At 68.1% G+C, this 21,083-nt stretch carries 19 protein-coding genes and 1 tRNA gene; 9 read left to right on the top strand and 11 right to left on the bottom strand.

Translation table 11 applies throughout. The annotated features are described in order from the left end of the window. Positions 1-27 precede the first annotated feature (27 nt). From MTDSW087_RS19650 to MTDSW087_RS19640, 3 genes are all read right to left on the bottom strand, one after another. The gene (locus tag MTDSW087_RS19650; protein ID WP_144766593.1) at positions 28-900 is read right to left on the bottom strand and encodes a branched-chain amino acid ABC transporter permease; all 873 of its coding nucleotides are present in this window, start codon (positions 898-900) and stop codon (positions 28-30) included. A 331-nt stretch (positions 901-1,231) separates the two neighbouring features. Next, positions 1,232-2,443 carry an ABC transporter substrate-binding protein gene (locus tag MTDSW087_RS19645; protein WP_144766592.1) on the bottom strand — a complete coding sequence of 404 codons (1,212 nt, stop codon included), beginning with the start codon at positions 2,441-2,443 and terminating at the stop codon, positions 1,232-1,234. 261 nt (positions 2,444-2,704) lie between these two features. After that, positions 2,705-3,028, bottom strand: a complete 324-nt coding sequence (locus tag MTDSW087_RS19640) for a sensor histidine kinase (RefSeq protein ID WP_144766604.1) — start codon at positions 3,026-3,028, stop codon at positions 2,705-2,707. An 899-nt stretch (positions 3,029-3,927) separates the two neighbouring features. On the opposite strand from MTDSW087_RS19640, the gene MTDSW087_RS19635 reads away from it, so the two are divergent. After that, a complete protein-coding gene (locus MTDSW087_RS19635) occupies positions 3,928-7,638 on the top strand; it encodes a rhamnosyltransferase WsaF family glycosyltransferase (protein WP_144766591.1) in 3,711 nt (1,236 codons plus the stop codon). A 135-nt stretch (positions 7,639-7,773) separates the two neighbouring features. On the opposite strand, the gene arsC is transcribed toward MTDSW087_RS19635, so the two are convergent. Continuing rightward, a complete protein-coding gene (gene arsC, locus MTDSW087_RS19630) occupies positions 7,774-8,211 on the bottom strand; it encodes an arsenate reductase (glutaredoxin) (protein WP_144766590.1) in 438 nt (145 codons plus the stop codon). Continuing rightward, entirely contained in the window at positions 8,204-8,563 is a 360-nt protein-coding gene (locus MTDSW087_RS19625) for an ArsR/SmtB family transcription factor (protein ID WP_144766589.1), read from the bottom strand. Before MTDSW087_RS19625 ends, arsC begins: the two co-directional genes overlap by 8 nt. A gap of 50 nt (positions 8,564-8,613) precedes the next feature. Here MTDSW087_RS19625 and arsH point away from each other — a divergent pair, with 50 nt between their 5' ends. Then, positions 8,614-9,360, top strand: a complete 747-nt coding sequence (gene arsH, locus MTDSW087_RS19620) for an arsenical resistance protein ArsH (RefSeq protein ID WP_144766588.1) — start codon at positions 8,614-8,616, stop codon at positions 9,358-9,360. Between the two features lie 95 nt (positions 9,361-9,455). Beyond that, the gene (locus MTDSW087_RS19615) at positions 9,456-9,950 is read left to right on the top strand and encodes a YaiI/YqxD family protein (RefSeq protein WP_144766587.1); all 495 of its coding nucleotides are present in this window, start codon (positions 9,456-9,458) and stop codon (positions 9,948-9,950) included. 32 nt (positions 9,951-9,982) lie between these two features. Here the strand turns inward: MTDSW087_RS19615 and MTDSW087_RS30300 are convergent, their stop codons facing one another. Together MTDSW087_RS30300 and MTDSW087_RS19610 are read right to left on the bottom strand one after the other, a co-directional pair. Beyond that, positions 9,983-10,141, bottom strand: coding sequence for a hypothetical protein (locus tag MTDSW087_RS30300; RefSeq protein WP_186383917.1), 159 nt, complete (start codon positions 10,139-10,141; stop codon positions 9,983-9,985). Positions 10,142-10,509: 368 nt separating this feature from the next. Further along, positions 10,510-10,719 carry a cold-shock protein gene (locus MTDSW087_RS19610; RefSeq protein ID WP_144766586.1) on the bottom strand — a complete coding sequence of 70 codons (210 nt, stop codon included), beginning with the start codon at positions 10,717-10,719 and terminating at the stop codon, positions 10,510-10,512. A gap of 653 nt (positions 10,720-11,372) precedes the next feature. On the opposite strand from MTDSW087_RS19610, the gene MTDSW087_RS19605 reads away from it, so the two are divergent. Further along, entirely contained in the window at positions 11,373-11,768 is a 396-nt protein-coding gene (locus MTDSW087_RS19605; RefSeq protein WP_144766585.1) for a TIGR02300 family protein, read from the top strand. A 201-nt stretch (positions 11,769-11,969) separates the two neighbouring features. Here MTDSW087_RS19605 and MTDSW087_RS19600 read toward each other — a convergent pair whose 3' ends face one another. Beyond that, the gene (locus MTDSW087_RS19600) at positions 11,970-12,233 is read right to left on the bottom strand and encodes a hypothetical protein (RefSeq protein WP_144766584.1); all 264 of its coding nucleotides are present in this window, start codon (positions 12,231-12,233) and stop codon (positions 11,970-11,972) included. Positions 12,234-12,880: 647 nt separating this feature from the next. Beyond that, positions 12,881-12,956: transfer RNA gene (locus MTDSW087_RS19590), tRNA-Ile, on the bottom strand. Positions 12,957-13,148: 192 nt separating this feature from the next. On the opposite strand from MTDSW087_RS19590, the gene MTDSW087_RS19585 reads away from it, so the two are divergent. From MTDSW087_RS19585 to MTDSW087_RS19575, 3 genes are all read left to right on the top strand, one after another. Further along, a complete protein-coding gene (locus MTDSW087_RS19585) occupies positions 13,149-13,412 on the top strand; it encodes a hypothetical protein (RefSeq protein ID WP_373321991.1) in 264 nt (87 codons plus the stop codon). Positions 13,413-13,546: 134 nt separating this feature from the next. Further along, positions 13,547-13,945: a response regulator gene (locus tag MTDSW087_RS19580; RefSeq protein ID WP_144766583.1), complete on the top strand. Its 399-nt coding sequence runs from the start codon at positions 13,547-13,549 to the stop codon at positions 13,943-13,945. A gap of 448 nt (positions 13,946-14,393) precedes the next feature. Then, a complete protein-coding gene (locus MTDSW087_RS19575) occupies positions 14,394-16,028 on the top strand; it encodes a porin (protein ID WP_144766582.1) in 1,635 nt (544 codons plus the stop codon). Positions 16,029-17,362: 1,334 nt separating this feature from the next. Here the strand turns inward: MTDSW087_RS19575 and MTDSW087_RS19570 are convergent. Both MTDSW087_RS19570 and MTDSW087_RS19565 read right to left on the bottom strand, forming a co-directional pair. Further along, the gene (locus MTDSW087_RS19570; protein ID WP_144766581.1) at positions 17,363-18,250 is read right to left on the bottom strand and encodes a cation diffusion facilitator family transporter; all 888 of its coding nucleotides are present in this window, start codon (positions 18,248-18,250) and stop codon (positions 17,363-17,365) included. Positions 18,251-18,319: 69 nt separating this feature from the next. Then, entirely contained in the window at positions 18,320-18,559 is a 240-nt protein-coding gene (locus tag MTDSW087_RS19565; protein WP_144766601.1) for a hypothetical protein, read from the bottom strand. Positions 18,560-18,778: 219 nt separating this feature from the next. Here MTDSW087_RS19565 and queA point away from each other — a divergent pair, with 219 nt between their 5' ends. Both queA and tgt read left to right on the top strand, forming a co-directional pair. Next, complete coding sequence (gene queA, locus MTDSW087_RS19560; protein ID WP_144766580.1) at positions 18,779-19,882, top strand: tRNA preQ1(34) S-adenosylmethionine ribosyltransferase-isomerase QueA; 1,104 nt, start codon at positions 18,779-18,781, stop codon at positions 19,880-19,882. Beyond that, a complete protein-coding gene (gene tgt, locus MTDSW087_RS19555) occupies positions 19,879-21,033 on the top strand; it encodes a tRNA guanosine(34) transglycosylase Tgt (RefSeq protein ID WP_144766579.1) in 1,155 nt (384 codons plus the stop codon). The genes queA and tgt overlap by 4 nt, the downstream gene beginning before the upstream one ends. The last annotated feature ends 50 nt before the right edge of the window (positions 21,034-21,083 follow it).

The following is a 21,083-nucleotide window of genomic DNA, read 5'->3' as shown; positions in this document are numbered from 1 at the left end:
CCGTGAGGATTACGCGGGAGGACACGCTCAGACCTTCTTGATGACCGCCTTGCCGAACAGGCCGACGGGGCGGAGCGAGAGGACGACGAGGAGCAGGATGAGGCCGGGCACGTCCTTGTAGCCGGTCGAGATGTAGAAGCCGGTCAGCGTCTCCGCGACGCCGAGGATCAGGCCGCCGACGATGACGCCGAGGCCGGATTCGAGGCCGCCGATGATCGCCACCGCGAAGGCCTTCAGCGCCAGCACCGCGCCCATGGTGGCGCCGGTCAGCGTCACGGGGGCGACCAGCACGCCGGCGAAGGCCGCCGTCATGGCGCTGATCGAGTAGGACAGGGTGATGACGCGCTGGGTGTTGATGCCCATCAGCCCGGCGGCGTCGATGTCGTTGGAGGTGGCCACCACCGCCTTCCCCCAGATCGACTTGCGGTTGAAGATCTCGACCGCGAGCATCATCAGCAGCGCGCCGCCGACGATGAGCAGCTCCATCGGCAGGATGCGGATGCCGGCGACCTGGATCGCGGTCTCGGGGAGCGGGGAGGGGAACTTCAGGTCGTCGCGGCCCCAGACGTTCTCGGCCACGTTCTTGAAGATGATGCCGAGCGCGATGGTGGCCATGATCCACCCGTACTCGGACTTGATCTTCACGGCCGGGCGCACGCCCAGGCGCTCGACCACGGCGCCGAGGGCGAAGCCGAAGACGAGGACCAGCGGGATCATCAGCCAGTAGCCGATGAAGGGCACGAGCGTCAGGCCGAACAGGGCGCCGAGCGCCAGCGCCTCGCCCTGGCCGAAGTTCAGCGTCTTCGAGGTGGCGAAGGTCAGCTGGTAGCCGAACGCGATCGCCGCGTAGATCATGCCGACCGCGACGCCGGACGCGATGAGCTGGAGCAGGATGGCCATGGGAGCGCCGTGGGAAGGGTCGGGATCGGGGAAGGCCCGCGGCGGTGCCGCGGGGGTCGGTCTGCGCACGCCCATGCCATCGCATATGACGCGCGAGGCGGGATCGGAGGCGGTCCAAGATCGCCGGCCGATCATCTGCTGATCCCGCTCGCCACCTCATCCTGAGGTGCCGGAGCGGAAGCGGAGGCCTCGAAGGAGGCCTCCAGACACCACCGCGATCCCTGGAGGCCTCCTTCGAGGCCGCTGCCGCGGCACCTCAGGATGAGGTCGAGGGGTGGACGGACGCCTTGTGGGGCGGCCGAGGCGTGATGGCACGCCCCGGCCCGCGGCCTCAGTTCGAGGACTTCTCCTTGACGCGGACGACGCCCGCGTTCTTGGCGTCCTCCGGCTTGGCGTAGACGATCTTGCCGTCCTGCACCTTCCCGAACACGACCATGTTGCGCGAGATCGCGTTGTGGTCCTTGGCCGTGAAGGGCTTCTCGTAGGTGGTGACGACGCCCTCGACCTTCTCGTTCAGGTTCTCCAGGGCGGCGCGGATCTTCGGCCCATCGGTGCCGCCGGCCTGCTTGATCGCGGCGGCGAGCAGGTAGATCGAGTCGTAGGCCTGGGCGCCGGCCACGGGGGTCGGGATCTTCGTCACGCCGTAGGTCTTGTAGTAGTTCTCGAGGAAGGCCTTGCGCTTCGGGAGGGTCTGATCCTCGATGAAGGTCTGCGGCATGATCACGCCGTTGCCGTTCGAGCCGGCGATATCGAGGAAGCTCTGCATCGACGAGGGCCAGCTCGTGATCATCGGCACCTTCCAGCCGAGCTTGGCCATGCCGTTGGCGACCTGGGCAAGCTCCGGCCCGATGCCGTAGGCGAGGATGACGTCGGCGCCGGCCTGCTGCGACTTGAGCAGCTGGGCCGTCATGTCGACGTCCTTGATGTTGAACTTCTCGACCGCGACCGGCTTCACGCCCTTGGCGGCGAGATACTTCTCGATGTCCTCGCGGCCGAGCTGGCCGTAATTGGTCGAGTCGGCGAGGACCGCGATCTTCTTGTGGCCCTGGGCGAGCGCCTCGTCGACCATCAGGCCGGCCTGGAGCACGTCGTAGGCGGAGTTCCGGAAGACGTAGTTGGCGTCGTAATCCGGCTCCTTGAACTGGTTGGTGATGATCGTGCCGGTGGCGACGTTGTTGAACACCGGGATCTCGGCTTCCTGGTAGAAGCGCTGCGCAGCGAGCGCCACGCCGGTATTGATGAAGCCGACGGTGGCGACGACCTTCTCCTTGTTGATCAGCTCCTGCGCGACCTGGGCGCCGACCTCGTTCTTGGCCTCGTCGTCGCGCTCCACGAGCTGGATCTGCCGGCCGAGCACGCCGCCGGCCTTGTTGATCTCGGCGGCGGCGAGCTTGGCGCCGTCCCGCATGGAGACGCCCATCGAGGAGGAGCCGCCGGTATAGGGGCCGCTCAGCCCGATCTTGATCGGGTCCGCGGCCCAGGCCGGCGCGAAGGCGATCGAGCACAACAACGCGGCGGCCGCCGCGCGTACCGTAAAGGTCATCGTTTCCTCTCCTGATCGACCGCTGGCGCGGCGTGCCCTTCGTCGTGGCACTCTGAATGCAACATTCTCGAAGCGCAGGGGACCGTCAAGCTGCGGTTCTTTACGCGCGCGATCGTTCAACGCTCATTGTTTGGGCAATGTCACACAAGCCCTGACAGTCGACTGCAACGTTCGGCTCGCAGGCCCCGAACGGCGGGATTAAGAGCATCCGGCCGAACGTCGCGACGCGGCGGTCCGGAACCGTGAAGGCTAGGCGCCGGTTCAGGGCGCGCGCAGCGGGAGCCGCAGCTCGAACGCCGCGCCTGCCTCGGCGGGGAGGACTGCGATCGTCCCGCCATGGGCGTGCAGCAGCGCCCGGACGATGCCGAGCCCCATGCCGGTGCCGCCGGCCTCGCCCCGCGTGGTGAAGAAGGCCTCGAACACGCGGGCCCGGTTCTGCTCCGCGATGCCCTCGCCGTCATCCTCCACGCGCACGCGCGGGTGCGCGCCCTCCACCCGCGCCGCGAGGCATAAGCGGCCCGCGCCGTGGCGGGCGGCGTTGTCCGCGAGATGCGCGAACACGATGCCGGCATTCTCGGCCGACATCGCCACCGGCCGGTCGAGCGCGCCCTCGGCCGCGACGGCGAGGCCCGGAACTGCGCGCGGCAGCGCGCGTGGCCGTAGAACACCGGTCGCCCAGCGCGATCAGGGCGAGGACGAGGATCCATCGCGGTCGCCAGGCGAGCGGAACCGGATTTGCGGCGGGGGACTCGATCATCGGCAAGCGGCCTTGGTGGGGGATGGGATGCGCCGGCCCGCGGGGCGTGTCCCGGTCGCAGAGCCCACCAGCCGTCCCCCACGAGGCGATCGGGCAGGCGACGCACAAGGCAGGGCGGGCTGGACGGGCTCATGCGCGAAAGATGCGCGGACGCTCAGCAGCCGCGATGAAGGCCGAGAGGAGAGGATCGGGCGTTTCGTGCAGACTTCGTGCAGAGGGGCCGCCCGCGCGGCAGGAGCCGCATGCAGGGCAGGGACGTGCGCAAAGGTTTGACGCCGAGGTCCAAATTTGGCATTCGTGCGCCCTCGATTGAGGAACATCGAGTTTTATTGAGGATCAGAGTTGAACCGCACACCGGATTTAAATTGCAGGACACAATCCAAAGAGGTCATATAAACTACATATACCTTCTGAAATCAGGAACATTTGCCGGAGACATCAATTTTTTAGGAACAGCACAAATATTTGTGTTGACTTAGTGCATTTTAATACGAAGGTAACCGACGCTAAATCAGCTTAGAAAACGAACTTCATCTCCGAGGATTAATTCGTGCGCATCAAGCCTTTCAACATCCTCGGCAAACTGTCAAAGAATAAATATCTTTCAAGCCGAACTCGGAAAATCCGAAGCACCGAGAGCGGAGTTACACGGCAGGTCCGTTCGATCTTGGATCCGGACTGGTACAGGGCTCAAAATCCGGATGTCGACTTCAGCGCGATCGATCCGGTGACGCATTATATGGAGATCGGCGCCAGGGAAGGACGCTGGCCTCATCCCCTGTTCGACCCCGCCTGGTATGTCAGACAGGTTCCCGATATCGCAGCCGATGCCAACCCGCTCGCGCACTTTCTCGCGAGCGCCGACCCCAACAAGAGTCCGCACCCGCTCTTCGACTGCCGGTGGTATCTCGAGCGCTATGGCGACGTTCGGGACGCGAAGCAGAACGCGCTCGAGCACTACATCCGGCACGGTGCGAGGGAGCGGCGCGACCCCCATCCCCTCTTCGATGTCAAATGGTACTGCGCGCACAACGCGGATTGCTCCGACAACCCCTTGTTGCATTATATTTCCGGAAAGGGACATAATCCGCATCCGCTGTTCGACGAGTCCTATTACCGGGCGCAGGTCGCGGATCTCGATTTCGACAACAGGCCGCTGCTGATCCATTTCATCCTGCGCGGCGCCGCGGCAGGCTACAACCCAAACGCGCTCTTCGACTGCGCATGGTACGTGGGCAATCACGAGACGCTCTGGGAGACCGGCGAGAACCCGCTCGCGCATTTCGTGCGCGCGGGCGTGCGGGAGGACCGCGACCCGCATCCGGACTTCGATCTCGACTGGTACCTGTTCTGCTACCCCGATGTCGGGCGCGCCGGCCTCAACCCGCTACAGCACTTCCTGTCGTCCGGGCGGGCGGAAGGGCGCAAAGGTCATCCGCCGGACGTCTCGGATGATACCTGCCAGGTCCTCGACATCCCCTACGAGATCCGGCGCGCACCGGCCATCGACGGGAAGAGCGACGTCTGCGTCTTCGTCACCTACTCGCAGGACGGGGCGATCGCGCCGCACACACAGATCTATATCGAGGCCCTGCAGGAGAACGGCGTCGACGTCATCCTGACGGTGGTCACGGACGGCCTGAACCGAGACCTGCCCCCCTTCACCGACACCGTCGCCGGCCTCGTGGTCCGCACGAATCACGGATGGGACTTCGCGGCCTGGGCCACCGTCCTGGCCGCCATCCCGGCGGTCTGGACGGCGCGGTCGCTCATTCTCACGAACGACAGCATCTTCGGGCCGACCGATGCCGCCCGGTTCCGGACGGTCATGGAACGCGTGCGCGCGAGCAAGGCCGACATCGTCGCCCTGGCCGAGAGCCATCAGACGCAACACCATTTGATGAGCTTCTTCACCGTCCTGAAGGGCGCGGCCCTGAAGTCCAAGGTGATCCAGCAGTTCTGGAACGATGTCCGCAGCATCCGCGACAAGGATGCCGTGATCTACCGCTACGAGGTCACCTCGCTGCGGCTCGTGAAGGAGGCCGGGCTCAGCCACGAGGTGCTCTTTCCCGTGGCGAAGCGCTTCGATCGCCCGCGGAATCCGACGCTGGAGGATTGGCGCAGCCTTCTCGACCAGGGCTTCCCCTTCCTGAAGGTCCAGCTCCTGCGCGACCAGGACCGCCTCGCCTATACCGACACGACCGGCTGGCGCGCGCTTCTGGAGACCAATCCGCCCCTGCTGGCGGCGATCGATCGCCATCTCGAAGCGGCCAAGGAACCGAAGCGGACGGCCTCGGCGAGCCGGCCGGTGCCTGGGCCGCGCAAGCGGTTCCAGCGCAGCAACGGCCTGACGACGTTCTACGGTGCCGTGCAGAGCACACGCCCGAGCGAGCGCACCGATCTCTGCCTGGAGGTGCCGTTCCGCAGGCCCGTCGAGCCCGACGCCCTGCCGGACAAGGTCGCGGTCCTGGCGCACATCTTCTATCCCGAGCTGTGCGCCGATATCCGTGTTGCGCTAGGCAACATCCCGGTCAGGGCCGACCTGTTCATCTCGACCGACACGGCGGCGAAGAAAGCCGAGATCGAGCGGGGCTTCGCGGGCCATCGGGGCGACGTCACGGTGACGGTGTTCCCCAATATCGGCCGCGACGTCGCACCGATGCTCGTCGGCTACGCCTCGGTCTTCGAGCGCTACGAGATCTTCCTGCACATCCACTCGAAGCAGTCGCTCCACACCGCGCGCTACGCGCCCTGGCGCTCGTTCCTGCACGACAACCTGCTCGGCTCGCCGGAGATCGTGTCCTCGATCCTGGCCCTCCTGACGCGGACGGATGTCGGCATCGTCTTCTCGGATCACTTCAAGCCGGTCCGCAGCGTCCTCAACTGGGGCGGCAATTTCGACCGGGCCCGGTCGCTGCTCCGGCGCGCCGGCGTGGAACTCAGCAAGGACCTCGTCCTGGACTTCCCGTCGAGCTCCTTCTTCTGGGGACGCACCGACGCGCTCCGGTCCCTGCTCGCGCTCAAGCTGGACTGGGCGGATTTCGATGCCGAGGCCGGTCAGACCGACGGCACGCTCGCCCATGCCATCGAGCGCGCGATCCTGTATTTCGCCGAGGCGCGGGGCTATGCCTGGGCCAAGGTCGGCCGGTCGGACCGCGTCGACCCGAGCCGGCTCGTGCCGGTCTGGCGCTTCGAGGACGCCGCGCGCGTCAATCAGCGCCTGCTCGGCAACCGGCTACCGCCCTTCGTCGACCGCGGGCTGGTCTCCGAGATCGTGTCGATCAGCACCAAGCCCGACCGCCGCTCCGACCGTCCGCGCTTCAATCTCGTGATACCGACCCTGGCGCCGGAGCACATCTTCGGCGGCATCACGACGGCCCTGCGCGCCTTCAACGAGATCGCGGCCTCGCTCGGGCCCGATTACGACCTGCGCATCATCTGCCAATCCCTGCCGCTCGATCTGCGCGCGATGATCGGCTTCCCGGATTACTGCCTCGTCCCGCTCGGCGGGAAGGACGACATGCCGCGGGTCATCGTCGACATGTGCGACCAGGAGAGCGGCGAGCTCGGCATTCGCGCGGGAGACGTGTTCCTCGCGACAGCCTGGTGGACGGCGGTGGTGGCGTTCGACTTCCAGACGCGGCAGAGATCCTATTTCGGCCACGCGCACCGGGTCGTGTATCTCATCCAGGATCACGAGCCGGACTTCTACGGCTGGTCGACCCAGTACGGCCTGGCCCAGCAGACCTACAGTCACGGCAAGGACATGATCGCTCTGATCAATTCGGAAGAGCTGTCGTCCTTCATGACGCGCACGTACGACATCCAAGACGCCTACGTGGTCCGCTTCAAGATCAATCCGACGATCGCCAGGAGCCTGAAGCCGTTGCCGCGGGAGCGCATCATCTGCATCTACGCGCGCCCCAATACGCCGCGGAACGCCTTCTCTCTGCTCTGCGCCGGCATCGGCCGCTGGCAGCGCAACAATCCCGAGGCGGCCCGGGTCTGGCGCATCGTCGCGGCCGGCGAAACCTTCACGCCGGACCGCGCCGCCTCGATCGCGAACATGGCCATCGTCGGCAAGCTCTCGCTGGAAGAGTACGGGGAGCTCCTCTCCAAGGCCTCGGTCGGCATCTCCCTGATGCTCTCACCCCATCCGAGCTACCCGCCGCTGGAGATGGCATCGGCCGGCATCCAGACGATCACCAACAGCTTCGCGTCGAAGGACCTCTCCCTCCGGAGCCCGAACGTGATCAGCATCGCTCACGTCACCGCCGAGGCCCTGGCGGACGCCTTGGACGAGGCGGTGACCCGTGCGGAGCCCCGAATCGGCGAGGTCGTTCGCGGATCGGAGATCGCGGGACTGCCCTGCGCGCTGCCCGATTTCGACGCCGCCATCCTTGCCGGACGGGTGCGCGAGATGGTGGCAGGGCCGTAGGCGGCTCGCCACCACGCGCAGGGCCGGGGCGACGGTCAGCCTTCACGCGGGGCGCGGGCTTCAGCGCAGCATCGCGGATGGCTCCGCGCTCGTACCAGCCCTACGAACGGTTCACGATCCACACCACCGTGAGCATCAAGCGGTAGCGACGCGATGACCGTGCGCATCGACGACGCGCGCGCCATCCTCCTTCACGAACGCGCCCTGCTGCGCGGGCAGCAGGGCGAGCACGGCCTCGGACGGCCGGCACAGGCGCACGCCCTTCGGGCTCGCCACCAGTGGCCGGTTGAGCAGGATCGGATGCGCCGCGATCGCGTCGAGGAGCCGGTCGTCGGTCAGGGCCGGATCGGCCAGGCCCAGCTCCGCGTAGGGCGTGCCCGTCTCGCGGAGCACGTCGCGCACGGAGAGCCCGCCACGCGCCAGGAGCTGTCCGATCAGCGCCCGGTTCGGCGGCGTCTTCAGGTACTCGACCACGTGCGGCTCGATGCCGGCATTGCGGATCATCGCCAGCGTGTTCCGCGACGTGCCGCAGGCGGGGTTGTGGTAGATCACCACGTCGATGGGATCAGGCATGGGCGGCGTCCTCCGCAGGCGTGCAGCAGGTGGCGAGCGCGACGACCGCCGGCGTGCAGACCTCCGGATGGCCTTGGCAGCAATCGCGCATCAAGAACTGGATGAGGTCGGACAGGGCCGGGTAGGCGGCTGTGTAGATCACGGACTTCCCCTTGCGGCGGGACTGGATCAGCCCGGCATGGGAGAGTTCCTTGAGGTGGAAGGAGAGATTGTTGCTCGCGGTGCCGACCGCCTCGGCCAGCACCCCGGCCGCGAGACCGTCCGGACCGGCCGCCACGAGAGCCCGCACGGCCCGGAGGCGGTGTTCCTGGCCGAGGGCCGCGAAGACGGAGAGGGCTTGTCGTTCGTCCATCGGAAGATCATCATATCAACGATCGTTGAAACGTAGAGGATGCGTCGTCCGTGAACAAGCCCGAACAGCCCTTCGCCGATGGGTTGCCGAACGTCTCCGAGGCGCATTTCGAGGTGCCGGCCTGCGCGCGCCTGGACGGGCCGCAGCCCTTCACCCACGCCCCGCGCTTCCTGATCCTCTACGGTTCCCTACGCGAGCGGTCCTTCAGCCGGTTCCTGGCCTACGAGGCCGCACGCCTGCTGGAGGCGATGGGCGGCGAGGTGCGGATCTTCCATGCCCACGGCCTGCCCCTGCCGGACGACGCCACCGCGGATCACCCGAAGGTCCGGGAGTTGCGCGCCCTCTCGGTGTGGTCCGAGGGGCATGTCTGGGTGAGCCCGGAGCGGCACGGCAACCTGACCGGCGTGATGAAGAGCCAGATCGACTGGCTGCCCTTGAGCGAGGGCTCGGTTCGGCCGACGCAGGGGCGGACGCTCGCCGTCATGCAGGTGTCCGGCGGCTCGCAATCCTTCAACGCCGTGAACGCCTTGCGCGTGCTGGGACGGTGGATGCGGATGGTCACCATCCCGAACCAGTCGTCCGTGCCGATGGCCTACAAGGAGTTCGACGAGGCCGGCCGGATGAAGCCGGGGCCGCTCTACGACCGCGTGGTCGATGTGTGCGAGGAGCTGATGAAGTTCACGCTGCTGACCCGCGAACGCGCCGAGTATCTGGTGGACCGCTACAGCGAGCGGAAGGAGCGGGCGCCGGAGCGGCTGCAGGCGGTGGCCGCCGATGTGGGCTTCGTGAAGCGGTAGAACATCCGCTTCGCGTCAGCTCCGGGGATGAGGGCCGGGAGCGGGCCCTGGCGACGACCGCGCGCGACCTGGGCGCCATGAGAGGACATGACACGATGGGACCCGACCGCGTTGCGATCTATGTCGATGCCGATGCCTGTCCGGTGAAGGACGAGGTCTATCGCGTCGCCGCGCGCTACGGCCTGCACGTGTTCGTGGTCGCCAACAGCGTCCTGAACGTCCCGCGCGAGCCCTGGATCGAGCGCGTCATCGTCGGCGACCGGCTGGACGAGGCCGACGACTGGATCGCCGAGCGCGTGGACCGCAGCGCCATCGTGGTGACCGCGGACGTGCCCCTGGCGAGCCGCTGCGTGAAGGCCGGCGCGACGGTCCTGTCGCCGGCCGGCAAGCCGTTCTCGGACGCATCGATCGGCATGGCGCTCGCGACCCGCAACCTCATGCAGGACCTGCGCGAGGCAGGCATGGTGACGGGCGGACCGAAGCCGTTCTCGGCCAAGGATCGCTCCGCCTTCCTCGGCGCGCTCGATCAGGCGGTGCGGCGGGTGAAGCGCAACCTGGACAGCCCGAAGCCGGCGCCCCCTCCGCGATGAGGAGGCCGCCGGGCTCCTACGCCGCCGGGCTCCTACGCCGTCGGGGTCAGGTCGTCGGCGGACCACGTCTCACAGACGTTGCCGACATCGACCTCGTAGGCCTCACCCTGATTCCAGACCCCGACCACCGACCCGACGCGCCCATCGGGCAGGCGAACGAGATCGAGAAGCGCGAACGGAGAGAGCGTCATGTGGGTGTCCTCCTAGGCTCTCAACGGCTGCGCGCCGCATTCGATCCTTGGCGGTGTGATCTCCGTTCACCGATGACGCGACGGGCGCACTGCTGCGAGGCCTGCTCTCATCACCGACGCTTGCGGGTCATAGGCACGCAGACCAAGCCGCCGTCGATTCGTCCGCCTGAGAGAATGGCCATGCGAGCATCGCGCCGAACGATGACCTGCCGCGTCTTCGGGCTGCCTCAAGCTGATCGCCAATCTGATTGGCTTTGAATTGACCGAGATCGACCGCATAACGCGCACCAAACCTTGGTGACGGTCGCAGAAGACAGATGAGGCCGCCCCTTGCGGAGCGGCCCCGACTCTGGAAGCCGACGAGCGGCTCAGACGCTCTGAAGCTGTCCAGCCGCTTCCTTGCCGGACTTGCGATCTTTCTCCAGCTCGTAGGAGATCTTCTGTCCCTCAACCAGCGTGCGCATGTTGGCACGCTCGACGGCGGAGATGTGCACGAACACGTCCTTGCCGCCATCATCGGGTTGGATGAAGCCGAAGCCCTTGGTTTCGTTGAACCACTTGACGGTGCCGATAGCCATATCTGATCCTGTTGGTTAAGGAAGTCGAGCGCGTCCCTTGCGCCCAGGTGCTCACCCCAGAGCGTCCAGGATGATCTTGCGCAGTTCCTCGCGGGTCAGGCCGCAGGAAATCGGTTTCTTCGTTGCGTAGACAGGTACCACTTGGGTAGCAATAGGCTGCGGGCATGGCTGCGCCGCTGCGGCTTTCAATTTGGATGTAGGGTGCATGTTGATCCGTGGACCGCTCGGCTGAAACCGTAACACGGCCGATGAACAAGGGATATTGCGCGCCGTTGCGGCACGAGACGCGATGCGGCTTCCGCACCAATCAAATTTCGATTTAAGCGGGAAACCGGACTCGGCGCTCGATCGGGAGCAGGAGAGCGGGCCGAATGATCAAATCCGATGCCATCGCTCTAACCGACCACCGTCGCCTTTTCAAGGGTCACCCGCGAAATCGGGGGACGGCATGCCGATCATGCAAGGCCTTTCCAGAGCCCTCTTCGCCGAAGTGGATGCCCGCTCCGCGCGAGAGCGTGTCCCGACAAGGGCTTCGCACCGTCTTCCGGCGCCTGCGCCGCTTCAGCGCTCACGGCTGCAGAACAGGCCCGTTTGACACCGGCCTTCGGCGAAGCGCATCTCACCGGACGCAGCAGTGTCACGACGAGGCTTACATGGACCACTCCGAGCGCGGGACGAAGCGGATCTGCCCTACAACCGGAAGAAAATTCTACGACCTCAACCGCGATCCTGTGATCTCCCCCTATACAGGCGAGATCGTGCCGACTTCCGCGGCGGCCTCCTTCACGCGCAGTTCGCCGCCCGCCTTCTCGCGCAGCAAGGCCGTTGTCGAGGAGGAAGAGCCTGAGACGGAGGGCCCGGAGATCGTGTCGCTCGACGAGGTGGAAGCCGAGGAAGCCGACGCATCCGATGACAGCGATACCGGGGGCGACGACGATCTGAACATCGAGGAAGACGCCGACACCGCCGATGACGATACGCTCATCGAGGACGAGGACGACGATAGCGCCAGCGACTTGGTCGACGTCGAGAACGACGACGAGGACTAGCGAGCTCTCCGCCGAAATGGATGCCGGCTCGGCGCGAGAGCGCGCGTCAAGACAATGACTTGGAGCTGGTCCCGCTTGCGATGGGATCGGGACCAGCTCTGGAGCATTTTCCGCGGAAGTGGTTGCCGGTTCCGCGAAAGAAATGCGGCTCAACCAATGAGATAGAGCATCTTCCGCGATCCAAGGATCACGGAAGATGCCCTAGCGCCTCGTCGGCCGAGCCATCAGCAGGGCCGAGCGGACAGCCATGCGCCGTGAAGGAGCATGGCTGTCCGTCAGCTCCGCGATTTGCTCTGCCGAGGCGTGCTGCGTCACCGCATCGGCCAGATCGAGGGAGAAGTTCTCATCGAGCGGGTGCTCGCCGGTCGTGGGATCGGCCAGGTACGCGTCGACAGCCACCGCGACATCCTCGATGGCGATCTGCTCGGTGGATACCAAGTCCCACAGCGTCGGCTCGTCCAGCATGCGGGCTCTCTAGGTCCTAACCCGGACATACGCCACCAGAACCAACCGGCGGCTCGAGACCCGCACCGAGCCGCGCCAACGCCCACGGTCGCCGAATGACGCCTCCAGGAACTGCGGCCAGACCTGCCTCCGACCGAGAATGCGGACATTGTACGGTCTGCTGCCGGATACTGGAGATCAGGGCACTCGGTAAACCGGCCGGCATCCTGTGCCCGCACAACACGGGCATGGCATGCGGCATCTACCGCGAGCGTCCGGACGCTTGCGCCAAGTGGTACTGCCTCTGGCGCAGGATCGATGCCTTGCCGGACGAGCTGAGGCCTGATCGGTCGGGTGTGGTGTTCTCATTGGAGAGTCGCCCCCCTGTCGCAGGTGCTCCCGAGGGCGCCTGTATCGTCGGTCGCGCCGTGGATGGCGTGGCAGCCCTCGACCGATGGGAGGTCGTCGAGGCATTCGCCATGTTCATGCGAGACGGGTCGTTACCGGTGTGGAAGGTGTCCGGCCAATCCGCGACCCAGATGCACGCCGGCGGGCACGGCGAGCGTCAATAGCGTATCGGGCCCAGAGGCCATAGCGGTGCTACAGTCGTTGCTCGAAACCCGTTCTTGCTCAATACCTTGTTGCGCATCAAGCGCTTGAGGGGAGGGTGGTGGGCCCGGCAGGACTCGAACCTGCAACCAGACCGTTATGAGCGGTCGGCTCTAACCATTGAGCTACAGGCCCCACGCCCCTGCGCGCCGGTGAGGGATACCCGAGCGGCGGTGTTTCGTCACCCCGGATTCCGGAGCGGGGGAGGGCGCCGGCGGATCCTTATGGGACGCTGATGGAATTGCCCGCGCGTCCCGCTCGAACCCTTATGCGCGGCGGCGCAGCTTGGGGATGCGGTCCCTTGAGGATCGCGCGAACCCCGAACGCATGATGCCCCCTACCGTCCAGGCCGTCCTCCAGGCCGTCGAAACCGCCGCCCCAGCCGCCATCCGGATCGAGGCGGCGACCGACCCGGCCCGCTTCATCGTCGGGCAGGACCGGTGTGGGCACTGGGTCGCGGTCGAGGTCCACGGCCGTGCCGGCGGTCTGTTCCGGAGCCGGGAGGCCGCGATCGGCTTCGCCGCGGACGAGACCGGCCACCGGCCCGATGCCGTGCTCCTCTCCGGCACGCGCATCGAGCTGCGGCTCTGACGCGCGGACGCCGGCCCGGCCTTGACACGCAGGGGGCCGACTCCAGGATTAAGCGGATCGCGTGGGGGGACGGCGGCATACCGGCGCCCGCTTCGTGCCGCTTGCGGGAGGCGACAGCGAAGGGAGGACGAGCGATGTCCGGGATCACCGCGACGGCGCCCCTGGTCCTCGTGGTCGACGCGGATGCGGCGGCGCGAGCCCGGGCCGAGGCCCTGCTGGAGCCGACGGAGCTCGGTGTCATCACCTGCGCCAGCGGCGAGGTTGCCGTCGAGGTGCTGCAGCGCTGCGGCGACGACGTGATCATGCTGCTCACCGCCGACGCGCTCCATGGCGGCATGGACGGCCACCGCCTCGCCGCCGCCGCCGGCACGCTGCGGCCGGGCATCCGCGTGGTGGTCAGTTCGGGGACGCCCGAGGCCTGCCGGGCGCTGATTCCCCGCGAGGCCGTCTGCACCGGCCGCCCCTGGCTGCCCCTCGACATCCTCGTCCAGGCCCACGCCGCCCTGCGCGAGCCACGCCGGGCGGAGGCCTGACCGGACCGGGGCCTTCGATGTCCGGGATTCGCATAAGCTGATTCCTTAGGATTCTCGGCGTTACGACATCCGGGCCGGGCGTGGACGGAGCGAGAGGCGACGGAGCCGCACGTCCGCGGGCCACAGTGCTTCCGTCGTCTCGACGGAACGGTGCCGGCATTCGCGCACAGATTTGCGCACAATCGACGCAAATCCTTGCCGACTATAGGGTTCCATCAATGTTGCGGGGCGGCAACATGGGGCCGGAACCAGCCCCGAGGGCGTGAATCCACGTTGCTCCGGTTCCAAGCTTCGCCCAGAGTGCGACCGCACTGGGGGCGTCGCAAAAGCGAGCCCGCAAGAGCCCACCGCACCAAAGACGTGGGCCACGCAAAACAAGTCCGGAACCAGACGGCGAATGCCGCGGCCCCCGGGCCCCTCTCGGGTCTCGAAGCTTTTGGAGATATCGATGAAGCTCTTGAAGAGCTCCCTTCTCGGCTCGGCAGCGGCCGTCGCCGCCGCCCAGGCCGCCGACCTTCCGGTCAAGAAGGCGGCTCCGATCGAGTACGTCCGCGTCTGCTCCGCCTACGGCGCCGGCTTCTTCTACATCCCCGGCACCGATACCTGCCTGCGTCTCTCGGGCCGCGCCCGCTTCGAGTACGGCTACCAGGCTCCGCTCGCCCGCAGCGCCGGCAACGGTGACTACAGCGGCTACCGCGGCCTCGCCCGTATCAACCTCGATGCGCGCACCCAGACCGCCTACGGCACGCTCCGCGCCTTCGTCCGCCTAGAGACTGCCAGCCGCACCGGCTTCCCGACCATGCACTCGGGCACGCAGAACCGCATCGGCAACGCCTTCCCGGCGCTCGGCGTCGACGGCTACGGCCGCGTGCAGCAGTACTTCAACACCGACAAGGCCTTCGTGCAGTTCGCCGGCTTCACCGCCGGTCGCGCGTCCTCGTTCTTCGACTTCTACGCCCACGACTTCGAGATCCAGGCCGGCACGCTCGGCTCGGACGTCGCCTCGACCAACCTCGCGGCCTACACCGCCACCCTCGGCAACGGCTTCTCGGCCACCATCTCGATGGAAGACCCGAGCTTCCGCCGCACCCCGACCTACTCGCCGGCCAACGTCGCCGCCGCCGCCGCGGTGCTCGGCAATTCCAGCCTGCAGACCTTCGCGGTCACGCAGTCGCCGGTTCCGGTCTTCCTGGGCTTCAACGCTGCCGGTCTCCCGGTCGGCCTGGGCTTCGAGGACGCGATCCAGCGCAACCGCATGCCCGACTTCGTCGGCGTGCTGCGCTACGACCAGCCCTGGGGCTCGGCCCAGATCTCGGGCGCCGTGCACGAGATCAACTCCGGCAACCTCAACACCGCCGCTGCCCAGATCATCGGCGTGAACCCCGGCACCCTCGGCCGCACGGCTTCCGAGTACGGCTGGGCGGTTCAGGGCGGCCTGAAGATCAACCTGCCCTTCATCGCCCCCGGCGACACCCTGTACCTGCAGGGCGCCTATGCCGAAGGCGCGCAGATGTACGCCGGCGCCTCCGCTTGGGCGGGCTCGTACATCCAGCAGGCCACCTCGCTGCAGGGCGCGCCGTTCTCGCAGTTCTTCAGCGACGCGGTGCTCAACCCGCTCAACAACCGCCTCGAGCTGACCCAGAGCTTCACGGTGGTCGCCTCGCTGCTGCACTACTGGACCCCGACCCTGCGTTCGGCCCTGTTCGGTTCGTACGGTGAGGTCGCCTTCGCTCCCGGCGCCCGCGCCGCTCAGGCCTCGTATAACGGTCTCGCGATCGCCGGCATCACGAACATCGGCGCATTCGGCTCGAGCTACTTCAACCTCAACCAGATCCTGCGCGACACCTACGCCTTCAACGTGGGCGGCAGCCTGATCTGGTCGCCGGTGAAGGACCTCGATATCGGTGTCGAGGGCGTCTACCAGAACTACGGCGTCCAGAGCGGCCGCGTGATCGACGCGAACCGTTCGCCCGGCATCACCTCGCAGGCGCTGCTGAACACCGCGATCGCCAACGGCACCCTGCGCACCGTCACCAACGCCGACGTGTTCCAGGTCCGCGCCCGCGTCCAGCGCGACTTCTAAGCCACGACATGGCCCCGCGCGGATCCTTCGGGATCCGCGCGGGGACGGTATCCGAAAGCTTCAGACTCGGATCGGCCCGGCTGCAAAGCCGGGCTTTTTCGCGTTCGGGGATGGGGTTCGCTCTTTGCTCGGATCGGGCCGGATCCGATTGGGAGGAGCGTGATGCCCGAAGGGCATCGGGAGGGACGGCGTCCGGACATCCCGGGAGCCGCGACGCGCCTCCTCTCCGGGTCGGGAGAGGGCTGGGGTGAGGGATGATATCGCGTCCGGCTGATCAGACCGGGCCCGGTCTCAGCAAGCCCGCGCGGCGCCTGAGCGAAGGCGATATCCGCCATCCCGAAGGGATCATCCGGATGTCGTATGAGAAGGTTTCGGAGGGGTCGCGACGGTGAGGCGGCGCCCACTCCGCTCGGTCCGGACGGTTCTCGACTCCCACCCTGTCCCTCTCCCGAACGGGAGAGGGGACCCGCATTTGATCCGGCATCGCCACTGGCCGCTCCCAACCCATTGTCCGGAAGAGGCGCCTTCCCCGCCCCCTTGCGGGGAGGACAGCGGGCCCATTCTATGACAATAAGCTTGACATGCGAGAACAAAACACGTACGCACCTGCCCATGCGCTGTCCCACGGCGCGACGGGTCCTGCAACCCGGCGCGCCGTGAGCAGGGAGCCCGAGCCGGATGACCGCCGGCAAGGACCAGGACAGCGCGGCGGTTCCCGCGTCGCCGGCCGGTCAGCCGGTGCCCCGGGCGCCTCTGCGCGACACAGGGCCGTTCTCGGCGCCAGCCCGGACGAACACGGGACAGCGCCGACAGTCCGGCCTGCAGGTCGAGGAACCGATGCCGGGCCCAATACGAGGCCGGGTGCAGGACACGTTACGTCTGCCGAGGACGAGGCTGGGATGGGGGACGCACCGCGTCGCGGGTCCAACCCCGATACCAGGCCATCCGAGGTCGGGGTCGATGCAGGCGGGTATCCAAGAAACCGCGACGCTCAAATCGGATGAGACCGGGCCAGACGCCTCTCTCATCCGCGGGACGCCGGGGGACCGGTGTTTGCGCAAAGTCCTTCAGGGTTCCGCGGCGTCCCGCGTCTCCCTCTCCGGCCAAGCCTCCGGCGTCACACGACGCGCGGAGCCGAAGGCGCATGAGGTCCGGGTGTCGAGAGGGGTCACCCCTCTCGCGGGTCCGGGCGGAGCCCGGGACCAAGCCGGGGCGCCGCCCCGGCACCTCATACGACATCCGGGTGATCCCTTCGGGATGGCGGATGTCGCCTTCGCTCAAGCGCCGGGCGGGCTTGCTGAGACCGTGTCCGGTCCGATCAACCGGACACGGTATCAGATCACCGGCAGGCCGCAGCCCTTGGCCTTCTCGCCGGGCTCGACATGGATCGTGACGACGGCGCCGGGGATGTCGGCCTCGAGCGCGCCCTCCAGGCGGTCGCAGATCACGTGCGCATCCCGCACGCTCATCTCGCCGGGCACCACGAGGTGGAAGTCGACGAAGGTGGCCTGCCCAGCCGAGCGGGTGCGCACGTCGTGCGCCTCCAGCGCGCCGGCGCCGTGGCGCGAGATCAGCGCCCGGATCTCGCCGACCATCTCGGGCGGCGCGGCGCGGTCCATCAGGCCGTCGACCGAGTCGCGCACCATCTGCCAGCCCGACCACAGGATGTTCAGGGCGACGAGGCCCGCCACCACCGGATCGAGCACCGGATAGCCCGTGGCGAGCACCGCGCCGAGGCCGATGAGCACGCCCACCGAGGTCATCACGTCGGCGAAGACATGGCGGGCGTCGGCCACCAGGGCGGGCGAGCGCCAGGCCCGGCCCCAGCGCATCAGCGCCCAGGCCCAGCCCGCATTGACCACCGTGGCGAGCCCGTTGACCGCCACGCCGAGCACCGGCGCGTCGAGAGGCTTCGGCTCCAGGAGGCCGAAATAGGCCTCGCGCAGGATCAGCAGCGCCGCGACGATGATGAGGGCGCCCTCGACCACGGCGGAGAAGAACTCCGCCTTGTGGTGGCCGTAGGGGTGGTCGGCATCGGCCGGCCGCCCCGCCACGCGCAGGGCGAGGAAGGCGCCGCCGGCCGCGACGACGTTGATGATGCTCTCGACGGCATCCGAGTACAGGGCGAGGCTGCCGGTGAGCCACCAGGCCAGGAACTTGAGTCCCATGACGGCGAGCCCGACCCCGGCGCTCGCCAGCGCGGCCTTCTGCGTGCGGTCCATGCTCTCCTGCCCGGTTCGTCCGGGCCGGCGCATACGGGATCGACGCCTCACAAGGCCACGGCAAAGGTCTTAGCCTGGGCTATTCCCGGACGGCTCGGCCGGGACCGGCTCCCGCCCGCGGGCCACCTCGCGGGCGCGGCTACGCTCGCCCTGGGCCCGGGCATAGGCGGCCTTCCGTTCCAGGCTGCGCCGCTGCCAGCCGAACCGTGCCTCGGCGGCGAGCGCGTCGAGCCGGGCGGCCTCCCGCTCCCAGTAGCCGACGAGCTGGCCGTCGAGCGTGACCCGGCGAATGCGCTTGGCGGCAGGCATCTTGGCGGCAGGCATCTTGGCGGCAGGCATCGTGGCGGCAGGCATGGCGCGTCCCTCCTCGGGCCCGCGGGGAACCGGCGCGCAGGACCGCAGCAGTGGCGCGGGGCGCGAATCGTCACCCGAGGGCGGAAGGGAATCGCGGATCTGCGCCGCCGGTTCCCGTGCCACCGCAGCGGCCCGAAATTGATTCGCGGACGCATTCCGTGCAAGCGGCAGCCGATGCGTGTGGACCTGTTCGATTTCGACCTGCCCGAGGCGAGCATCGCGCTCCGCCCCGCCGAACCGCGCGGCTCGGCCCGCCTGCTCGTGGTGGAGCCGGGGGGGACGCTTGCAGACCGGCACGTCGCCGACCTGCCCGGCCTGCTCCGGCCGGGCGACGCCCTCGTCTTCAACGACACCCGGGTGATTCCCGCCCGGCTCAACGGGGTGCGCACCCGCCCCGGCGCCCCGGGCCAGCGCTGCGAGGCGATGCTGCACCTGCGCGAGGCCGCCGATTCCTGGCGCGCCTTCGCCCGGCCGGCCAAGCGCCTCGCCCCCGGCGACCGCATCCGCTTCGGCGCGGAGGGAGAGGGCACCGCCTGCGAGCTCGCCCGGCTCGACGCCACGGTCGCCGAGAAGGGAGAGGGCGGCGAGATCCTGCTGCGCTTCGATCTCTCCGGTCCCGTCCTCGACGAGGCGATCGCGGCGCTCGGCACCCTGCCGCTGCCGCCCTACATCGCGGGCAAGCGCGCGGTCGATGCGCGGGACGCGGCCGATTACCAGACGGTCTATGCCCGCGAGCCCGGCGCGGTGGCCGCCCCGACGGCGGGCCTCCACGTCACCGACGACCTCCTCGCCGCCCTCGACGCGGCGGGGACGACGCGCCACCACGTCACGCTGCATGTGGGCGCCGGCACCTTCCTGCCAGTGAAGGCCGACGACACCGCCGACCACCGCATGCATGCCGAGGTCGGCCATCTCGACGCCGCCACCGCGGAGGCGCTCAACGCGGCACGGGCGCGGGGCGGGCGCATCGTGGCGGTTGGCACCACGGCGCTCCGCCTGCTGGAGAGCGCGGCGGACGAGGCCGGGCGCCTGCATCCCTTCGCCGGCCCGACCCGGATCTTCATCACGCCCGGCCACCGCTTCCGGGCGGTGGATGCGCTGATGACCAACTTCCACCTGCCACGCTCGACCCTGTTCATGCTGGTCGCCGCCTTCTCCGGGCTCGAGACCATGCGCACGGCCTACGCGCACGCCATCGCGACGGGCTACCGCTTCTACTCCTACGGCGATTCGAGCCTGCTCTTCCCGGCCGAGCCCGGCCCTACAGGACCCCGATGACCGAACCCACCGCGACCCCCGAGTTCCGCTTCGCGCTCCACGCCACCGACGGGCAGGCGCGCACCGGCGCCATCACCCTGCCGCGGGGCGTGATCCGCACGCCGGCCTTCATGCCGGTCGGCACCGCGGCCACCGTGAAGGCGATGTATGCCGACCAGGTGCGCGACCTCGGCGCCGATGTGGTGCTCGGGAACACCTACCACCTGATGCTGCGCCCCGGCCCCGAGCGGATGGCCCGCCTCGGGGGCCTGCACCGCTTCATGCGCTGGGACGGGCCGATCCTCACCGATTCCGGCGGCTTCCAGGTGATGTCGCTCTCCGCGCTCAGGAAGCTCGACGAGGACGGCGTCACCTTCCGCTCGCATGTGGACGGCAGCGCCCACCGCATGAGCCCCGAGCGCTCCATCGAGATCCAGGGCCTGCTCGGCTCCGACATCCAGATGCAGCTCGACGAGTGCGTGCGCCTACCCGCGCCCCCGGAGGCGATCGAGAAGGCCATGCGCCTGTCGCTGCGCTGGGCCGAGCGCTGCCGCGCCGCCTTCGGCGAGCAGCCCGGCAAGGCGATGTTCGGCATCGTGCAGGGCGGGGACGTACCGGAGCTCCGCGTCGAGAGCGCCCGGGCGCTCGTCGATCTCGACCTCAAGGGCTACGCCATCGGCGGCCTCGCGGTCGGCGAGCCGCAGGCGGTGATGTTGGCGATGATCGAGACGGTGGAGCCGCACCTGCCGCGGGAGAAGCCGCGCTACCTGATGGGCGTCGGCACGCCGGACGACCTGCTGCGCGCGGTGGAGCGGGGCGTCGACATGTTCGACTGCGTGATGCCGACACGGGCCGGGCGGCACGGCCTCGCCTATACCCGCCACGGCCGGGTGAACCTGCGTAACGCTCGCCACGCCGAGGACGTGCGCCCCCTCGATGAGACCTCTCGCTGCCCGGCCGCGCGCGACTATTCGCGGGCCTACCTGCATCACCTCGTCCGCTCGGAGGAGATCCTCGGCATGATGCTGCTGACCTGGAACAACCTCGCCTATTACCAGGACCTGATGGCCGGCATGCGCGCGGCGATCCGGGAGGGCCGGTTCGCCGCCTTCGCCGAAGAGACGCGCGCCGGCTGGGCCCAGGCCGAGGCGGCGGCGAAGGCGGGAGCCTGACGGGTGATCCTCTCCCTTCGGAGCGGCCCGATGAGCATCCGCCTCAGGCC

Source organism: Methylobacterium dankookense (genome assembly GCF_902141855.1).
In the GTDB taxonomy this organism is placed as follows: domain Bacteria; phylum Pseudomonadota; class Alphaproteobacteria; order Rhizobiales; family Beijerinckiaceae; genus Methylobacterium; species Methylobacterium dankookense.
Note: the sequence above shows the minus strand (reverse complement) of the source record. Positions and strands in the feature narration are given on the sequence as shown.